Source organism: Moorena sp. SIO1F2 (genome assembly GCF_010672755.1).
In the GTDB taxonomy this organism is placed as follows: Bacteria; Cyanobacteriota; Cyanobacteriia; order Cyanobacteriales; family Coleofasciculaceae; genus Moorena.
In genome coordinates this window covers 1-17680 of record NZ_JAAHFV010000110.1, presented here as the reverse complement: position 1 = coordinate 17680, position 17680 = coordinate 1, and the positions used below count along the sequence as shown (strand labels likewise).

At 45.6% G+C, this 17680-nt stretch carries 16 protein-coding genes; 6 read left to right on the top strand and 10 right to left on the bottom strand.

All coding sequences use genetic code 11. The features are described 5' to 3' along the window. From F6J94_RS15100 to F6J94_RS15090, 3 genes are all read right to left on the bottom strand, one after another. On the bottom strand, positions 1–1055 hold a 1055-nt coding region (locus F6J94_RS15100; protein ID WP_293041520.1), incomplete at its 3' end, for a DUF1565 domain-containing protein. Between the two features lie 98 nt (positions 1056–1153). Continuing rightward, on the bottom strand, positions 1154–2035 hold the full coding sequence (locus F6J94_RS15095) for a hypothetical protein (protein ID WP_293041517.1): 882 nt from the start codon (positions 2033–2035) through the stop codon (positions 1154–1156). A gap of 561 nt (positions 2036–2596) precedes the next feature. Next, the gene (locus tag F6J94_RS15090) at positions 2597–3226 is read right to left on the bottom strand and encodes a L,D-transpeptidase (protein WP_293027090.1); all 630 of its coding nucleotides are present in this window, start codon (positions 3224–3226) and stop codon (positions 2597–2599) included. A 225-nt stretch (positions 3227–3451) separates the two neighbouring features. Here F6J94_RS15090 and F6J94_RS15085 point away from each other — a divergent pair, with 225 nt between their 5' ends. Beyond that, entirely contained in the window at positions 3452–3955 is a 504-nt protein-coding gene (locus F6J94_RS15085; RefSeq protein ID WP_293027093.1) for a hypothetical protein, read from the top strand. A 317-nt stretch (positions 3956–4272) separates the two neighbouring features. Here F6J94_RS15085 and F6J94_RS15080 read toward each other — a convergent pair whose 3' ends face one another. From F6J94_RS15080 to F6J94_RS15055, 6 genes are all read right to left on the bottom strand, one after another. Continuing rightward, the gene (locus F6J94_RS15080) at positions 4273–5520 is read right to left on the bottom strand and encodes an S-layer homology domain-containing protein (RefSeq protein ID WP_293041514.1); all 1248 of its coding nucleotides are present in this window, start codon (positions 5518–5520) and stop codon (positions 4273–4275) included. 106 nt (positions 5521–5626) lie between these two features. Further along, positions 5627–6526 carry an energy-coupling factor transporter transmembrane protein EcfT gene (locus tag F6J94_RS15075; RefSeq protein ID WP_293041511.1) on the bottom strand — a complete coding sequence of 300 codons (900 nt, stop codon included), beginning with the start codon at positions 6524–6526 and terminating at the stop codon, positions 5627–5629. 45 nt (positions 6527–6571) lie between these two features. Next, positions 6572–7963, bottom strand: a complete 1392-nt coding sequence (gene der, locus F6J94_RS15070; RefSeq protein WP_293041508.1) for a ribosome biogenesis GTPase Der — start codon at positions 7961–7963, stop codon at positions 6572–6574. Positions 7964–8053: 90 nt separating this feature from the next. After that, positions 8054–8185 carry a hypothetical protein gene (locus tag F6J94_RS15065; protein ID WP_293041505.1) on the bottom strand — a complete coding sequence of 44 codons (132 nt, stop codon included), beginning with the start codon at positions 8183–8185 and terminating at the stop codon, positions 8054–8056. Continuing rightward, positions 8166–9233, bottom strand: a complete 1068-nt coding sequence (locus tag F6J94_RS15060) for a folate-binding protein (protein WP_293041523.1) — start codon at positions 9231–9233, stop codon at positions 8166–8168. Before F6J94_RS15060 ends, F6J94_RS15065 begins: the two co-directional genes overlap by 20 nt. Before the next feature lie 314 nt (positions 9234–9547). After that, complete coding sequence (locus F6J94_RS15055) at positions 9548–9943, bottom strand: hypothetical protein (protein ID WP_293041502.1); 396 nt, start codon at positions 9941–9943, stop codon at positions 9548–9550. Positions 9944–10423: 480 nt separating this feature from the next. On the opposite strand from F6J94_RS15055, the gene F6J94_RS15050 reads away from it, so the two are divergent. Further along, a complete protein-coding gene (locus F6J94_RS15050) occupies positions 10424–12688 on the top strand; it encodes a protein kinase (RefSeq protein WP_293041498.1) in 2265 nt (754 codons plus the stop codon). On the opposite strand, the gene F6J94_RS15045 is transcribed toward F6J94_RS15050, so the two are convergent. Continuing rightward, positions 12685–12942, bottom strand: a complete 258-nt coding sequence (locus F6J94_RS15045; protein ID WP_293025569.1) for a hypothetical protein — start codon at positions 12940–12942, stop codon at positions 12685–12687. The two genes, F6J94_RS15050 and F6J94_RS15045, sit on opposite strands and share 4 nt — an antisense overlap. 866 nt (positions 12943–13808) lie before the next feature. Between F6J94_RS15045 and F6J94_RS15040 the strand changes: the two genes are divergently transcribed. The 4 genes from F6J94_RS15040 (at position 13809) to F6J94_RS15025 (ending at position 16651) form a co-directional block, all read left to right on the top strand. After that, positions 13809–14042 (top strand): hypothetical protein, encoded by a 234-nt coding sequence (locus tag F6J94_RS15040; protein ID WP_293025571.1) that lies wholly within the window; start codon positions 13809–13811, stop codon positions 14040–14042. A gap of 1419 nt (positions 14043–15461) precedes the next feature. Beyond that, positions 15462–15728: an SPOR domain-containing protein gene (locus tag F6J94_RS15035; RefSeq protein ID WP_293025573.1), complete on the top strand. Its 267-nt coding sequence runs from the start codon at positions 15462–15464 to the stop codon at positions 15726–15728. 271 nt (positions 15729–15999) lie between these two features. Further along, entirely contained in the window at positions 16000–16380 is a 381-nt protein-coding gene (locus tag F6J94_RS15030; RefSeq protein ID WP_293041495.1) for a hypothetical protein, read from the top strand. Positions 16381–16471: 91 nt separating this feature from the next. Beyond that, complete coding sequence (locus F6J94_RS15025) at positions 16472–16651, top strand: hypothetical protein (RefSeq protein WP_293025577.1); 180 nt, start codon at positions 16472–16474, stop codon at positions 16649–16651. Positions 16652–17680 lie beyond the last annotated feature (1029 nt).

Sequence of the window (17680 nt, the reverse complement as noted above, 5' to 3'; positions counted from 1 at the left end):
GGTTCTAGCAGTGCAGCAACCCCATCCCCCTTGAGCTGATTACCAATTACTAATAGCTTTTTGCCAGTAACATTATAAATGTCATAACGTTCATTGCCTTCAAAAAGGTTATTTCCAGGAGTACTAGCAGTGCCTAAATCTGGCTGAGATTGGCTAATCGCTACCAAGCCATCCCTACTATTGTTGATAATTTGGTTCTCGCGCAGCACAGGACGTGCAGACCCTTCAATCACTACCCCGTCAATGTTGTCACGAATCTGATTATTTACTACCAAGGGTGAACTGTTGCCCCCTATCGCCAAACCATGACCGGTTTGCTCAATAATATTACCCCGGATTTCTCCTGTTGCTTCCCGAGTTACAGAGATACCGTTTCCTTGGTTATTGGCAAAACGGTTATTTTCAATCAGAGGATTTCCTTTACCACTAACAAACACTCCTTCGCGATCGCTATTGATAAAGGTATTGTTACGAATGATGGGATTGGTGGATTCTACCCACACACCACTCCCTCTGGTATTAGGATTAGTAATAGTTAGTCCCAGAATCTGAGTATCTTGAGCTGCCAATATCGTCACATTCTGACCTGCCCACGTGCGACTGAGGTAAAGACCGCCACCAATTATCACTACTCCTTCACCTCTAGCGGACTTGTTTCCCTGGAGAATCATGCCAGGTTTGAGTTTAAGGGGAAAGGTTTCTCCCTGTTCAACGGTGTACTGACCTGGCGCTAGGTGGATAGTAGCTAAGGGACGAGCTTGCTTTAAGGCATAGGTAATAGTTTTGAAGGGATTAGCAGTGGTTAGACCAGCGTTTTCGCTATCTGTACCTTGTTGAGAATCCACATACAAAACTTGCTTTATCGCTGGCGGCGACTGGCTAGGGTTCGATCTCGGTAAGGTACGAGTAGGAAAATTGTCTGGTGTTGGTCTACTTATCCTGCCAGATGAATCCCATTGCTCACAGCCTGTTACCGCTAAAGCCATTATTAATCCAGCAGCAACTAATACAAAGTTAGGGGATTCAGTCAGCTTATCAACTTTGTATTGCAGCATTGTCAAGGTTAGTACTTAACTCGATGAGAGCAAAATTTTATTAGTGTATTATAGCGTTTTTCATCACTATGAAAAACGCTATAGTAGTTCACTCTAGGCTAGTCAATTTCTTCAGCAGCACGAAGAATTAAATGACGCGCAACGGTTTGAATACCAGTATGCTCATAGTAGTTAGTGCTAGCGTCTAGAAATGCCGCCACATAGTCTAACTTGTCATCGGCAATTTCTACAAAACCCCCGAGACTGTCGGACAGTGAATCACGGCTTAATCCAACAGAGGATACTAGATTATCCATCCAGCCACCAACTGCATCAAAGGTTTGAGTAATGAATCCCTGTTTATCGCCATCTGGGATTGAGTCCCTGATGGCTTCAAACTCATCATTGTTGGAAAAGGATGATTGATCTCCTTCTTCAAGGGTATTTCGTACTTTAGACACGAAGTCTGCACCAAGAGGGATTACCCCATCAATACAAACTAAAGCTACCATCCGCATCAGAGCAGCTTGATCATAGTTTTCCCGGATAGAACTGGCAAACTCGAAGGGATTCAAGCCAACCTTGTGAATTTTGCTATGGGCAAGTAGTTCCCCCACCAATTTCAGACCCAAGTCAACCCCTTGCAGCTTGTCAGCTTTGGGAGTCAGTTTCTCTAAAAACGGGATCCACCTAAAGGTATCCCCGACTTTGTCGGCTATTGCCGCTGCTGCGATCGCTTTGTCAGTTCTGTCAAACTTTTGATAAATCCCAACGGCTTTTTGGTATCCCTCATTGGGGTCTTCGTAGATGGCGAGGGCGCGATCGCGAATTTTCGTAATCACCTCGTAATCCTCTTCCCCAGTTAGCTTGCGAATGGTATGGTTAAACCCCACTAGGTTTTCCCACTGACCTGGGATCACAAAATCCAGTGCGTTCAGGATTTTTACAGTTAGGCTATCTGTTGACAGTTCATCAACTAACTCAATTATTGATTTACTCATAAAAAAACAAGTTTGAAGTTTGGAAACCCCGTTTATGGGGGGCCAGGTCGGAAACACGAACGTCAAGTGCGGTTTTCACCCTGCTACCTAGCCTCGAAGGCTTGAAGCCCTGTCTAGGCAACAGCGGGGTGCTGACCTTAATATTTTCTCTAGATAGTTTCTCTAGATAGTTTTCGGTTAGTTTAACCTACACCATCATAACTATAACAATCCGATTTTAGTTGTGAAACTCTCCAAGACCGGAAGTGGAGCAACAGACCAGAAGTCGGGGAAGAGGGGCAATAATTTGACCATTGGTTAGTTGAGCGCAAATCAATTGGGAGTGCGCTAAGCGTGGGTTCTATTTAACTAATCGCTATCTTAAAAATTAATAATTATGAAGAGCTAGGGGCTCAACTCTCTAATTATATCATGTCGGGATAATTACCCTTAATAAAAATCTCCCGCATCTCCCCATCTCCCCACACTTCCCACACTTCCCAAACTTCCCACCCTCGCTCTAATTATGGGTATTCAACCTGACTTGATCTTATGGGGATTAACCTATTCCGGCAGAGGATGTCAAGGCTTTACGATTACCGGTGTTCCTATAGCCACCTTTTCAAATAAATCTCGGACATCTTTATTGAGCATTCGGATGCAACCGTGAGAAACAGCTTGTCCGACGAGTTCCTCAGCAGTTGTTCCATGAAATCCAATATAATTCTTCCCATTAGTCCAAAAACCAATCCAGCGATCGCCAAGGGGATTATTCGGCCCTGGAGGAATTACTTCACCTGTCCAAGGATGCTCCCAAGCTGGATACTGAAGCTTTTGGAGCACTTCAAAATTGCCTGTTGGTGTTTCCCAACCCGCTTTACCAATGGCAATGGGGTAAGTGTTTAGTACTTGAGCCGCTTGATAGACATAAACACGACGTTCACTCAATTTAATCACCAAACGAGTAATTTGAGTAGCCTCTGCTGGGATGTCTTCTTCTAGAGGAAGATATAGATCCAGGTCTCCAAGAAGTGGCAATTTTGGGGCTTCAATTCCAGGCAATTGATTTTGATGTAAAACCTCTTTGGTAGTAGCGTCAGGACTACTGGTTTTTTCAGAGGCAGCTACCTGCTGTTGCTCATGAAGTATTGGAATTACTATACTCAAGCAGAGTAGCATTAAGCTCCGAGATAGCAATTTACCTCTCACCATTACTAATTTTTTTTTATTTACAACAACTTTATAACATCACTTTAATATACTTGAAAAGCAACATTATCAAAAACGTTAACCCCAGGCCATGAGTGAGGTTTGGAGAAAACAATCTTAGTAAATAGACTGATAAACTATTCCGGAAATAATCTATTCTTTCAGTAGATTTTACAGTAGATCCGTTAATTTTAAATTCTTCGAGTAACAGAAATATCAATTAAGTTGATGATAAAAATTAAAAACTTGAATGTATGGACAGGGACTACTTTGTCACTGCTGCTGTGTACCCTTGCTATGGCTCCCGCTCAGGCTAACCCAATGGGTGAACACGCCCAAAACCGGATCCTCAAACAAGATCGGGGGCAAGAGCTTGACAAAGGTACTATCAAGAGTATCGTTGGCAATATGGTAAAGGTTAAGCTTGACAACGGTGACAGCCAAACTGTTTGGCTACCGACTTCCAAGCTCAGGCAATTGCATTTGACAGAAGGTAAGGAAGTCTTGATGGCTGGGAATCGTATCCTTAATGTTGTTAGTTCAAGTGATTTGGCGAGTTCAGAGACTCGGAGGGTTACCAGTAGTGTTACCGAGGTGTTAGAGTCTCTCCAACAGAGGCGTATCGAACGGATGAACCGTATTCGGAGAACTGTCATTTCCACTCCTGTACAGCCAACAGTGACAACTCCTCCTCGAACCCCAATTGGGCTACCTGTCAGAGCACTGTGGTAGCAACGGGTGCGCCTACCTGTGGGGATTTCCAGGGGGCTGACAAGATGCGATCGCATACAGAACTCAAACCATGAACGACTGCATTAACACAATGGTTGATAGTTAACGGTTGCCTTGATGCTTAACAAGGGTTTGTCATAGTAATGAGGTAAACAGGATTTTTTTCCAGTGCTCTTTTCCCTGCTCCCTGCTCCCTGCTTCCTGCTCCCTTCTCCCTCTATTCTCACAAAAAATCTTGCCCGGAGTGTTAACTCCGGGCTAATCAATAACGTCGATTAAAATGGGCTGATCATTACCTGATCTGTAATCCGATAATTCTATTTCGGAGCTACAATATATGGAGAGGAAACCCCTTGAGCCTTACCTGATGTGACCAAAGCCTGATAAAGCATAGAAACCATCTCAGCATGAGTAGCAGGCTGATTTGGTCTGAGCATAGTTTTTTCACTGTAGTTAACAACTATACCCGCTTCTGTTGCTGCTGCTACTTTCTCAATCGCCCACTCAGGAATGTCATCCTGATCTCGGTAAATCTTTAACGTTTCGGCTGGATTGGATGAAGGTTGAAGATCAAGACCGCTAATCAGGCTAACTAAAACCTGTACACGAGGAACTTTTTGCTCAGGACGGAACTCCTGTCCGGGATATCCTGACATGAAGCCGGTTTCGGTAGCTTCATCAATTGCTTTAGATGCTGATTGATCAGTAGGTTTATCCTTATAATTTACTCGTTGTCGCTTCTTCTGCTCTTGAAACGCTTTTTGAATTTGAGCAGCTAACTCTCCCCGTGTTACCTGTCTGTCCGGTAGAAATTCCTGATCAGGTAAGTTAATTAATACTTTGTCCTTGGCTAGAGGTCTCATGAAAGGACTTGCCCAATGATTTTTAGGAATCTCTGCTGGTTGAATGGAGCGGAAATCGCTAACATCTATAGGGATAGTTTGTGATGAGGATTGGGCTTGGTCAGGACCTGTGCTACCGTCAGTATTACCATCTGATCTGGCTTTGTCAGAAGCTGTGCTACCGTCAGTAGTGCCATCTGATCTGGCTTGGTCAGGACCTGTGCTACCGTCAGTATTACCATCTGATCCGGCTTTGCCCTTGGCCATGGTGCGGTCGCGATATCCTGTGGATGAGTACCCTGATGAGAATAGCCCTAGGAATGGACTAGTTTCTGACTCCTCTGGTGAGTTACCTTGAGCTGACCCGAGCATTAAACCCGTGGCTGGATCAACTGAATATCCCCTGAACCAAGAACTCGTTCTTGATTTGGAGGATGAGGAGCGCGCAAATGATGAATTACCCCCACCCGTGATTGATTTAAGGCTTGGGAATAGTGATAGTTCTCCCGTTGACTCTGTTGACTCAGATGATGCAAAGGGAGACTCAAGGGATTTGAAGCTAAATTTTCCCCGGTTGCCCCTAGTGCCCCAAAACAGAATTAGACCAATAGTGGCGAAGGCTACGATAATTGCCAGTAATTCATCAAGGTCTAGAATTGGTTTGCGGCTTGGCTGAGGAGCTGTTGGGGGTGATGTCCGCTCGGACGGTGATTGATTTGTCATAGGATGGCTGAGATACAAATCTTTTGACTGCTGTCCCTGACTTTAAAGGGCAGGGATTGCTTGAATTTACCTAGATTAAACCATAGCTATGTTTTTCACAAAAGATTCAAATTTTCCAACCCCAGGTTAATCTTACTCCCCAAAATACTAGTAAACTTGCCAGTGCTAACCAATCACACCAGCGTAAACGCAGTTGATGCCACTCCACTTGATGCTCATTGGGACTAGTAAAGCCCCTGACAGTCATAGCACTAGCAATTTGCTCAGCCCGTAACAGCAGATTTTCCAGAAGCTTTTCCGCAACCATTAACCAAACTTGTAAGCTTCGGCTCAGACCGAGTTTTTTCCAGTTGATAGCACGAGTGCGTATGGAACGACCTAAATTCTGTACTTCTTCGAGCACTAGGGGGATAAAGCGCAAGGAAAGGGTTAAGGTGAGCAGAATTTCGGTAACCGGAACATTGAAACGCCGTAAGGGTTTGATTAAGCTTTCTAAACCTGCGGTAATTTCTTCTGGTGCTGTGGTAAGCAGAAAGAGACTGGAACTGTAAACTAGGATAAATAGAGTTGTGCTGATCCGGACCGCTAAATCTATTGAGCGACGAGTAATAGTAAGACTAATCATAGTAAACGCTTTACCACTCCAGATGACATAACGGTAGTCACTAGGTTGAGGTAGGGTGAGCTCTTGAGGTTCTGGAGGTAGTCTGACTTGATGGTCAATGGCCATACCATCTGGAGCGATCGTAGTGATCAGGAAGACAAAACATGCTAGCATCAACAACCAACCCATTTGCTGACGCCACACCCGCCAGGGAATCCTAGCTGATAAGGTGATTAGAATCAGTAAGGAGGATAGCCCGAGCCGACAGTAGGGATTTGCCAACAGGGGTGCGATCAGAAAACTGGTCAACCAAAACATCTTTACCCTGGAGTCGAGGTGATGCATCCAGGTGACTGGTTGTTCCAAGTATAGTCCGATAGGAAGCGATCGCAATAAGTCCATGTTAGTGGTGAGTGCTGAGTGGGTAGTAGTCGAGGGGGTCAGTTGTCACACGCGGGTAGCTCGATTGAGGTTGATTTGAGCTTCTTCTCCATCACGGACTTTTTTGCCTCGCCACAGTAATCGTACTGGTGTACCAGTGAAATCTAATTGTTGGCGGAACTGACGCTCTATGTAGCGACGGTAGTTCTCTTTGAAGCGTTTGGGGTCGTTGACAAACAGGGCAATCGTGGGGGGTTTAGTTTTTACCTGGGTACCGTAGTAGATTTTGCCCTGACGCCCTTGGCGATTGGTGGGAGGAGTGTACCAGCTAACGGCTTCTTGTAGGACTTCATTAATCACAGAGGTAGAGACACGACGTCCATGTTGATTGGCAGCGGTATCAACTAAATCCAAAATTGTTTCGACCCGCTTGCCTGTTAGGGCACTGACAAAGATGATTTCAGCCCACTCGATAAAACTCAGTCGGTCTTTAACGAGTTTTTCGTATTCATATATAGTGTAGGAATCTTTTTCGATAGCATCCCACTTATTGACTACAATTATCGCAGCACGTCCTTCATCCGCAATACGTCCTGCCAGTTTTTGGTCTTGCTCTGTCACCCCATCTATAGCATCAATCACCAGTAGCACTACATCTGAGCGGCGAATAGCTTTGAAGGCACGATTAATACCAAAAAATTCCGGTCCGTAAGTAACGTTTTTCTTTTTGCGAATGCCAGCGGTGTCAATCAAGCGATAGGTTTGGGCATCAGTACCCTTTTCTGGATCTGCTGACCGTTGTACTACCATATCAATGGCGTCACGAGTGGTGCCAGAAATTGGACTGACAATCGAGCGATTTTCCCCAGTGAGGGTATTCAATAAGCTGGATTTTCCCACATTGGGGCGTCCGACAATAGCGACTTTAATCTCTGGGATTTCTGGGATAGTGTCTACATTGGGCAGGTAGGTAACCAGCTTCTCTAGTAATTCTCCTGTACCATTGCCATGAATTGCTGAGACCGGGAAGGGTTCTCCTAAATTCAGTTCCCAAAACTGGGAGGCTAGGATAATTCCTTGCTGGGGCGATTCACATTTATTGACAGCTAGCACCACTGGCACATGTTGTTGACGTAACCATTGCGCGATCGCTTCATCTCCAGCTGTGGGTCCTGCTTGACCATCCACCACTAACACTGCTGCACTCGCTTCAGCCAAAGCTGCCATTGCCTGTTCTCGAATCAAGGGCAAGAACTCGGTATTGTCATCAAAGACCAAGCCGCCAGTATCCACAACCAGGTAGTCTCGGTCTTGCCAGAAAGCTGGGCGATAAGTGCGATCGCGGGTTACTCCTGGTTGGTTGTGGACAATAGCATCGGTCACCCCTGCCAAACGATTGACTAAGGTTGATTTCCCCACATTCGGGCGTCCGATAACTGCAACAATTGGCAGTGCCATAACTGGATGTCCTCAAATTGAGGAGTGTGAATGCTTTAGTCTTTAATTCTATCGCAGTTCTCAACTGGGTCAGGTACCTCGTCCTAGGTTTTAGGGAGTCGGGAGTCGGGAGTCGGGAGTCGGGAGTCGGGAGTCGGGAGTCGGGAGTCGGGAGTCGGGAGTCGGGAGTCGGGAGTCGGGAGTCGGGAGTCGGGAGTCGGGATTACTCAGGGCTGGGCTCATAATAATCATGACTCAAACAAGGTACAGCCATAATTTCCCCTTCGACGTCCCCTAAGATAACTTTTAACCCTGCACCACCAGCCTTAGTGCGGATATAGGCTAAACCAAACACTCCCTGGTCAGTTTCGGTCAAGCTGGTGAGCTTGCCCACTTTTTCCCCATCCACGGTGATGATGCTTCCTAGGTCAGTAGGAGCACTTAAGCGGATACCCCATAGTCGTTGCTTCACTCCTTTGTAGGTATTCAAGCGCGCAATGGTTTCCTGACCAATGTAACAGCCTTTGCTAAAGGAAATGGTTTGCCACAAACCAGCTTCGAGAGGATTGTAATCTTCTGTGAGTTCATGACCTGGCGCAGGGCGTCCCTGTTGGATACGCAACTGTTCCCAAACGCGATCGCCTATGGGGATTGCTCCTGCTGTGGTTAAGGTTTGCCAAACCTGGGCAGCATTCTCGGCAGGGCAAATTACAGTATATCCTGGCAAGGCTAAGCCACTCCCTACAGCGATGCGGACTTGATTATCCCCGAGCATCAGTTGCTGGTGACTAGCATCTTCTGCTGATATCTCCACACCCAACCCTGTTAAGAGGGCATTACTTTCTGGTCCCATCAAGGAGAAAACAGCATTCTCCTCAGATACATCCTGCAATTCCACTCGATCCATGGGAAAGATATAACGATCCAGCCACTCCATGATCTGCTTACGGCAATTTGGAGAAACTACCAATAGCACCGCATCTGCTAAGATATAGGCAGTAGCTAGGTCGATAGTCCGAGCTGTAGATGTAACAAAAACCGTCTCACAGCCTTGGCCTGGCTGTCGTGTTTGGAAGTCATTGGTGCTTTGATTGTGTAGATAGCGTAGTCGGTCATCACCAGATACTTTTATCAACCCCCAATGGCAACAATCAACCAACCCAACTCCCTGACGGGCTGCTTCAATCCCTGTTGCATCATTGCCAAAGCTTACTGGAATCATCCGTGAAGCCACCGACTCAAACTTTGCCCCAGCCAGGCGCTGGACATCTAGCAATTGGTCATTTTTCATTATAGCAATTCTACGACTTGTGAGGTACAAATATCTTGGTTTTAGGGAGCAGGGAGCAGGGAGCAGGGAGCAGGGAGCAGGTAAGAGAAACCCACCCCTAGCGCCTGTGTTCAAACTCGGAGATCCCCCGTTGGTCCCCCTTAAAAAAGGGGGACTTTGAGTATGGCTCCCCCCTTAAAAAAGGGGGGCTGGGGGGGATCATAATCTTGCGGAAAACTTGGAAAACACGCCCTAACCCCTCCCAGGAGGGGAACGCAAGAGCCAATAGTCAAAAAAATCTGTGTACCTCATGAGTCCTATAAACGCTATAGTATTTAGTCATTAGAATCTACCTGTGGCAATCCTGCCACAACTTCTTCTACTAGCTGTTTGGCTTTAGCATCTAGACACTGCCAATCCACAACACCAGCCTGATCAATCAGCATCGGATCAATTTCTACTGGCTGAGTGTCTAATTCAGACTGGGTTGGTCTATAGTCACGAAAACAGACTTGAAAACACAAATCCCATAAATTAATGGCAACTGAAGTATCTTGATGTGCTAAACACAACTCATAGCCCGGTATGGGTGTAGTAACGTTTTTATAGGTGACTTTCCAGTTTGTTGGCTCCAACTGTCGCCCAATTTGGTCTATTATACGAATAAACGTAGGTTGCATCAGCACTTGAGCTTGTTCCCATGCCAGGGTATCCTTAAATAAGGGTTTCATTAATTCACTCCCAAACATCCCTTGAAGGGGGTTATTATACCAGACATATAATAAAACAGCAATTATTCACAGGCTATCCGTCGCTCTTAATACTATACCGATAATCGTAAGCATTCAGCGGTCAGCGGTCAGCGGTCAGCGGTCAGCCTTTAGCGGTCAGCCCTCAGCCCTCAGCCCTCAGCCCTCAGCCCTCAGCCTCTAGCTGATAGCCTCTAGCTGATAGCCTCTAGCTGATAGCCTTAAGCATAATGCTGATAACTGATAGCTGATAACTGATAGAGGAATGCTGATAGCTGAATGCTGATAGCTGAATGCTGATAGAGGAATGCTGATAGCTGAATGATAATCAGAATAGAAATTGGCACAGTCCTGGTCAATAATACCGATCAGCGTATGTTAAACATGAGACAGTTAGCACCCTGCACCCTTTGTGGGGAGCTTTAAACTTCCTTTTTGTGAACTCTTAGGCACATCAATCCTATGTTAGGCAAGTTACTGGACGGGCGTTACCAAGTGACTCAAGTCCTCGGTTCCGGGGGATTTGGCAAAACCTATTTAGCCAAGGACACGAAGCGTCCAGGTAACCCAAGCTGTGTTGTTAAGCAACTTCAGCCTCCCAATGGCTCTCAGACATTTTTAGAAACTGCTCGACGCCTATTTAGTAGGGAAGCTGAAACCCTTGAAAAGCTGGGAAATCATGACCAAATTCCTCGGCTACTTGCCTACTTTGAAGAAGACCATGAGTTTTACTTGGTGCAACAGTTCATCGAAGGGCATCTCTTGAGCCAAGAGTTGTCCCCTGGTCACCGATGGCAGGAAAAACAGGTGATTGGGCTATTGCAGGAAGTCTTAGGTATTTTGGAATTTGTCCACCGTCACGGTGTGATTCATCGCGATATTAAGCCCGACAACCTGATCCGACGCACGGCAGATAAAAAGTTAGTGTTGGTGGACTTTGGTGCAGTTAAGCAAGTTCAAACTGAGCTGGCTAGTGCCTATAGACAAACTCACCATACTGTGGTAATAGGCACTCCTGGCTATATGTCCAGTGAGCAGGCTTTGGGTCAGCCCTGTCCCAGCAGTGATATTTATGCCCTAGGGATTATTGGGATTCAGGCACTAACTGGAATGGTACCAGATCAGTTTCAGGAAGACCTCAATACTGGTGAAGTAAACTGGCAATCCCTGGTGTCAGTGAGTGTAGGATTGGCGAATGTCCTTACTAAAATGGTTCGCTATCAAGTCAAAGACCGTTACCAGTCGGGATCGCAGGTTTTACGAGACTTACAGAAATTGAGTACTAATTCAAAACCGTACTCCATCAATTCCCCGACCTACTACTCAATTCACAATATCCCTACAGTTGAAGAAAACTTCCCACCGGAGCAAGTACCAACCCCGTTCTCAGAGCAAAAAACTTGGGACGCAAATGTTGATAGGGGTTCTACTCCAAATAAACCAGCACCTTCTCCGTTGCCTCCAACTAAGGCGGATAGATCGGATAATTTGTCTCTGATCATTGGCACTGGCATTGCCCTAGTTACTTCCTCGATAGCTGGTATGGTCTACTCGATGCGTTCTAGCTCTTGGTCACCACCTAGAATAGCGCAACCAATTCCTAATAGGAGTACACCCAATCGCCGTCAAGCTCCGGTGGTATATGAGCCACCAGCCCCAGCTGCCCCAGGTAATTGCCAGGTGACAGGTAGTAGGTTGAATGTGCGCTCCGAGCCTAACGGGTCAAAAGTTGGTAAGCTGAATCAGGGAACCAGTCTGGTTCTAACTGGTAGTGGACAACCTGGCTGGGTAGAAATTAGTTCACCGGTTAACGGGTGGGTGTTTACAAATTTGACTGACTGTGTATCGACGGTTGAGCCAGTGGTGGCAACTGCTCCCAAGAGAAACGTTCCTAAGAGAAACGTTCCTAAGCAAAAAGTGTCCCCAAAACCTACACCTGTCGTCAAGAGGGCTCCATCACCACCACAGACCCGTCAGCCAACACCAGCACCACCGGTTGTTGATAATGGCTCACTAATTTTGGCTAGAGCAGTGGAAAACTATCAGGCAGGAGATATCAAGAGGGCAATTGCGATCGCACAAGATGTTCTGCCTAGTAGTGCCGCTTTCAATGGTGCCCAAACCAAAATTGACCAATGGCATAATGAATGGGTATCCTTTGAACGCAAATTTGATCAGATTCAACAAGCCTATGAACAGGGTCGGTGGCAAGATGTGTTGAACTATGCTCAGAACAGCAATTTGCCATCAGGAGGCTATTGGCGTCAGAAGTTAAATCGAATCATTGCTGAAGCTAGGCAGCAACAAGCTCAAGTGGAAGCTAAAAGAAAGCAACTCGCTGTACAGAATCAAATTGGCTCTAGAGCAAACCAAGCGATTTCTGGGTCACAACCAGACTTAAATAAAGGTATTCAAAACAATTCACAGCCTGCTCCAAGACCGGTTTCTATTGCCACACCATTGCCTAAACAGCCAGTGGTTACCCGAAAGATAACCACTGCACCACCACCGTCTCAATCTACTAAAATCAAATATTACGTGATACTCAACGACGGGAGTTCTAGTGGTTTAGCAAAAGCCAGGAAAATTGTCCCTGGTGCTTTTTTGGGTCGATTCCCACAAGGGTCTCGAATTCAGATGGGAGCATTCAAAAACGAAGCCAAGGCAAATGCTTTTGCTAACCAACTACGTCAACAAGGAATGTCTGCTTCAATCTATAGACCTTAATCGTTTTGTTGAACGCGTAGCGTGGCCTTTTGGCCAAGGAAAACCTGTGACCCTCGATGGGTTGATTTAGTATGGGTCAGCATATGGGAAACCAGAACTATGGTCTGCTGGCGTCTCTGCCCATGCCCGGTTTGATTGGAAAGAGGATGTTTACGAAATAGCCGAGGAAAGAGAAACTCCCATCCAACGGGTGGCGACTGACCTGCCATAGAGTCAGTTAAATACAGACGAAGCACACAAACGACCAAACTCATGTACCACCATCACCAAGTAGGTAGGGATTTCCGACAATGCATCTGTTGTGCAACCTCACTTGTGGATAAAAGGGCGTACTGGCCTTTTGGTACTGTCGGCGTTTGTCGCGCCTAATGCTGGCTGCATATGTCTAGTAGCGTTAACAAAAATGAGATTTTCGTTGGATTATATAGAATTATCGGCAAGATCAGACTTCTTATAAGCATATAAAAAAGGTTTGTTTTTTTGATCCGATATTAGGTTGCGTACGGTGACTTTGGTCGCAGGGCAAGGGTCCGAACAACGCCGGCGGGCATAAACATGAGACCGGTTGGGTCGTGTATCCATGGTCGAATCGCCCCGTCATTAGAAATACTCTTTCGAAGGCATAGCCATTGCACCCAGTGACCGGCGTGATATTATACCGAAACTTAGACGAGTTTGGCCATAGGATAACCGGTTCATGGCGTGGAAAAAAATCCGTTGACTAGTAGGTGTGGATGATGTGTTTATGACCGGTATGGGTTTTTTTTGTGGTATGAAAAGGTTTTCCCATCACCCAATCTATATTTCAAATGTCCCCACGAGGGATAGACATGTATATGTAACCAGGCGTTCTTTTCAGGAGTAGGCGAGGTATTTTCCGGTGTGGAGCCATGTAATGGTTCGGGTGAGCCGAATATTTCAAGGCGGTTGTATTACTTAATCCCCCGCATTGGTTAAAGGCCAGTACGCGACGGACGACTAGATTTAGGGTGCGGATAAAGAAGAAAAGGAAACATGATGCCTGGAAAAACAAGGAACAGTAAAGTAGATTATAGGGGTGGGTAGGGTTGAGTAAGCGACCACGACCCTACCCCGTTCGACCAATAAACGAATATCATCAGTGGGTACATCAAATGAAGACAAAAAATCAACCGTTAAGAGGGGAAAAAAGAGAATATCACCGAAAACCCCATCAAAGGCATGCCGTTCTTTGGCTAGTGGTGGTGCTGTGCGCGTTCAGTATGCTTGGGACCCCATCATCTGCCATGGCCCAGAATCAGGTAAACAAAAAAGATCCTTGCGTTATTACGAAAACCGACCCGTTCTGTGTGGAACGACTATCGCCCCAGGATGAGATATCGGTGAGAGGAAGGGATCAAAGTGCGGGAAAGGTTTTGTGCTTTCATATGCAGTTAACTGTCCCCGAGAACCAGATCTGGCAGGACGCAGTGGTGAGATACTTGAAAGCAGAGGTCCCCCCGAGGTGGATAGAAGAACCGGTGAGCAAGGGAGAGCCATGGTATCTTTACGCGAATGGGCTCTGGACAGAGATCCGCATAGTGAATAAGGGACCGGCACCGCTCGACTTGGTGGCATCGGGCGTTTACCGAAGTCGATGAAGAGGCAGATAACCAAGACAAGTGCGTCCGAACGTTCGTAGGGGTAAACCGAGGCGGTGGGTCGAAGCGTGGTCCACCAACCCAGGCGGTGGAAAGGGCCATGGATAAGGCGTAGTTTAACAAGTCTTACCTATCCATAAGCCCCATCAGGCCGAACAAAACACCAGAGAGAAAAAGAGGTACCCGGAAACGGGTGTGAGTTGAATCAAAGGAGAGCTCACCCAGACCCCCAGGTTGACCCTGAACAGGGTATAAGACACTTTAGGCTCAACCGAAGGGTTACACAAGAGTGAAATCCCCTCAGCCATTTCGCCGATATCCCACCTTTCACCCATCGCCACCAGCGTTGAAAATATGCCTCAATGCGCTCACTGGGCGCACAGAGCTCATAAAGCCGAGTCATATTTTCAAGCATCCGTTCCACGGTCTTCCGAGCGATTCCTAAACCCGAGGTCGAAAACCAATAGCCTAGCCACCACGTCAAAACCAACAGGAAATATCTTGGGGGCAAATGCGTACGCACAAGATGTTCTCCGATACTTTTTAGCTACCAAAATCTACAAATCAGATTTTGGCTCACTAATGCAAGCTGGATTTTGCCAGCCAGGGGGTATCTCCCAAGGCTTTACCAGGACTATGCCCGGCTTAGCGCATAAATTTGATTCCACTATTTACAAAAAACGCAACCCTTAAACCCTTGGTTTTCGGCTTTAATGTAAGTCGCAAAGTATCTCTAATGAAACTGAATCTATGTTTAAAGTCTAACACATCTTTGTAGATAGTGCAACATTATTGGAGAAAATCCTTAACAGTTGCCAGCCCTAGTAGTGCCGCTTTCAATGGTGCCCAAACCAAAATTGACCAATGGCACAACGAATGGGTATCCTTTGAACGCAAGTTTGATAAGATTAAACCAGCGACTAGAACAGGGTCGGTGGGTTGATGTATTGAACTATGCTCCGCAACAGCAATTTGCCAGCACATTGGCGTCAGAGGTTAAATCGAATCATCAATGAAGCTCGGCAGCAACAAGCGTGCATTAGAAGCTCAAAGAAAGCAACTCGCTGTACAGCAATCTTATTGGCTCTAGAGCAAAGCAAGAAATTCAAAACAATTCACAGCCTGCTTCACGACCGGTTTCTATTGCCGCACCATTGCCTAAACAGCAAGTGGTTACCGGTCATAAAACTACTGCACCACCACCGTCTCAATCTACTAAAATCAAATATTACGTGATACTCAACGACGGGAGTTCTAGTGGTTTAGCTAAAGCCAGGAAAATTGTGCCTGGTGCTTTTTTGGGTCGATTCCCACAAGGGTCTCGAATTCAGATGGGAGCATTCAAAAATGAAGCCAAGGCAAATGCTTTTGTTAACCAACTACGTCAACAGGGAATGTCTGCTTCAATCTATATCCCTTGATCCAGACCCAGTTATGGAATCGAGCTGACGAAGGAAAATAGACTTTTCGTAATAATTCGTAATATATTTGAGATACAATGGGATGTCGATCTGTAAGACTATTGTATCAGGATAAAAAACCCCGCAATGAAGACTAAAACCGTGTGAGATTTTATGATCACCATGGTACAGGGGTAAAAAGAACCCGACGGGAAAAAGTAAGGATAAAAAAATACATATGGGTCATTTACGATCTTTAGTGGTTCTACTGGTAATAGTGCTAATGCTCACGATGGGAATCGAAAGGAAAGCATGGGCAATAGATCAGGAATATATCTGCGATTTTGGCTCAACCTATTATGCTTGTGGTCCGATGGTTCTTAGTGATGATAAAGTGTTACTTAAAAATCGGGTCCATGGCAGAGTCAAGGTGATCATAATAGCCAAAGAAAGTAGCCAAGTAGAGGTGTGGAAGGAAGGTGAAAGTTATACCCGTGTAGATGATGGACATATTCTACACCGTGGAGAAGAAAAGGAATATTCGATCACGCCGGAGTGGCATTATGCTACGATCCGCGCAATTGAAGGAAGTGTGGTGTTTGCAGGAATTGGATCAGAATTAGAAGAGCAGTTAGGTATAGAAGCATACAAGAATATAATGAGACAATACTAACGAATTTGCGCTTGTATCTGGGGTTTTTTCTCATGCCACCATCGTCTGACCTGCCAGACATCGGCTATAGGCGTGTAAAGGCTCACTAATTTTGGCAAGGGCAGTGGAAAACTATCAGGCAGGAAATATCAAGGGGGCAAATGCGTTCGCCTTTGGCGTGGCCTACGGCCAATCGCACAAGATGTTCTCACGAGATGTGCCGCTTTCAATGGAGCCCAAACCAAAATTGACCAATGGCAAAATGAATCGCGTTGCTCGTGGAATGGAATGATTTTAAGAGTTTTCTGGAATGGGCATATTCCGTGGAACTGGCATCTTGTGTAGAACTGGCATCTTGCCAGTTTCCTCCTTATTTTCGGGCGTTGCTGAATTATAGAATGAATGCGCGACCATCTAGTTTTATTAAAGCCCCCTAAAATACCCCAATTCTGGGGCAGGGCTGTTTCATTCTGGATCTAAGTAACGAGTTTAGAGGCTTTTAGGCATCCCATACCTGAATTATCGAAGGCTGAAATGACGTATCCTTATCAATGCATAAAATATTTTAATTTAGAATGAAATAGCCCTGCTCCCTAGTATGGGTGGTAGTGCAAATTGGAGTAAAAGGGTTTGCCGGAGATGTAAGTACAAAATACCGAAAAAAATTATAAAAAAAAGAAATAAAAAGAAATAAAAAGATTGTACGTGGTATGGTTGAAAACGAAGTACTAAAGAGAGAATCAGAAAGGAATGATAAAATATATATCTTACCTGGTAATTACCCTCATGGTAGTGGTGGTAACGATAAGTGGAATAGCTTTGCCTGCCCAAGCGGACATGTACAATGATATAACTTGCGACCTACGCAAGCAAAGTGAATGTAATAAAAAACTGACCCCGTTCGGATTAACAATTATCCCACCAAGGAAACAAGGAATATCTATAGAGGTGAGTGAGGGAAAGTGGGAACACGAAAAATAGAAGATAGCGATCAGCGAGTTAGGTTAAAAACAGCAGGAGGAGTATGAGATAGAGTATGGTCAGCCCCTCAGACTTGAATACGGGACAGAGGTAAAACCGCTCCAAATTATCAAGCAAAGTGATGTCAAAGCAGATGTTACGGTGAAGACCAAATAAAGCAATGGCTAAAGTATGAAGGTCAGCGGTTTACGCATCTTGTCAATAAACCTGGGGGGGTTCTCAATAAACCAGGCATTATTGTGCTTATTGACAATGGCTTTTCAACAGATAGTGTTTTTTAAATTAACTAAACACTATCTGTTGAAAAGCCATTGTCAATAAGCACAATAATGCCTGGTTA

Bases quoted from the DNA above. Each gene is read 5' to 3' on its own strand.
- F6J94_RS15095 (WP_293041517.1), bottom strand. From the start codon at position 2,035: ATGAGTAAATCAATAATTGAGTTAGTTGATGAACTGTCAACAGATAGC.
- F6J94_RS15085 (WP_293027093.1), top strand. From the start codon at position 3,452: ATGATAAAAATTAAAAACTTGAATGTATGGACAGGGACTACTTTGTCA.
- F6J94_RS15060 (WP_293041523.1), bottom strand. From the start codon at position 9,233: ATGAAAAATGACCAATTGCTAGATGTCCAGCGCCTGGCTGGGGCAAAG.
- F6J94_RS15075 (WP_293041511.1), bottom strand. From the start codon at position 6,526: ATGGACTTATTGCGATCGCTTCCTATCGGACTATACTTGGAACAACCA.
- F6J94_RS15065 (WP_293041505.1), bottom strand. From the start codon at position 8,185: ATGAGCCCAGCCCTGAGTAATCCCGACTCCCGACTCCCGACTCCCGAC.
- F6J94_RS15030 (WP_293041495.1), top strand. From the start codon at position 16,000: ATGGGAATCGAAAGGAAAGCATGGGCAATAGATCAGGAATATATCTGC.
- F6J94_RS15080 (WP_293041514.1), bottom strand. From the start codon at position 5,520: ATGACAAATCAATCACCGTCCGAGCGGACATCACCCCCAACAGCTCCT.
- F6J94_RS15050 (WP_293041498.1), top strand. From the start codon at position 10,424: ATGTTAGGCAAGTTACTGGACGGGCGTTACCAAGTGACTCAAGTCCTC.
- der (WP_293041508.1), bottom strand. From the start codon at position 7,963: ATGGCACTGCCAATTGTTGCAGTTATCGGACGCCCGAATGTGGGGAAA.
- F6J94_RS15045 (WP_293025569.1), bottom strand. From the start codon at position 12,942: ATGAGTTTGGTCGTTTGTGTGCTTCGTCTGTATTTAACTGACTCTATG.
- F6J94_RS15055 (WP_293041502.1), bottom strand. From the start codon at position 9,943: ATGAAACCCTTATTTAAGGATACCCTGGCATGGGAACAAGCTCAAGTG.
- F6J94_RS15090 (WP_293027090.1), bottom strand. From the start codon at position 3,226: ATGGTGAGAGGTAAATTGCTATCTCGGAGCTTAATGCTACTCTGCTTG.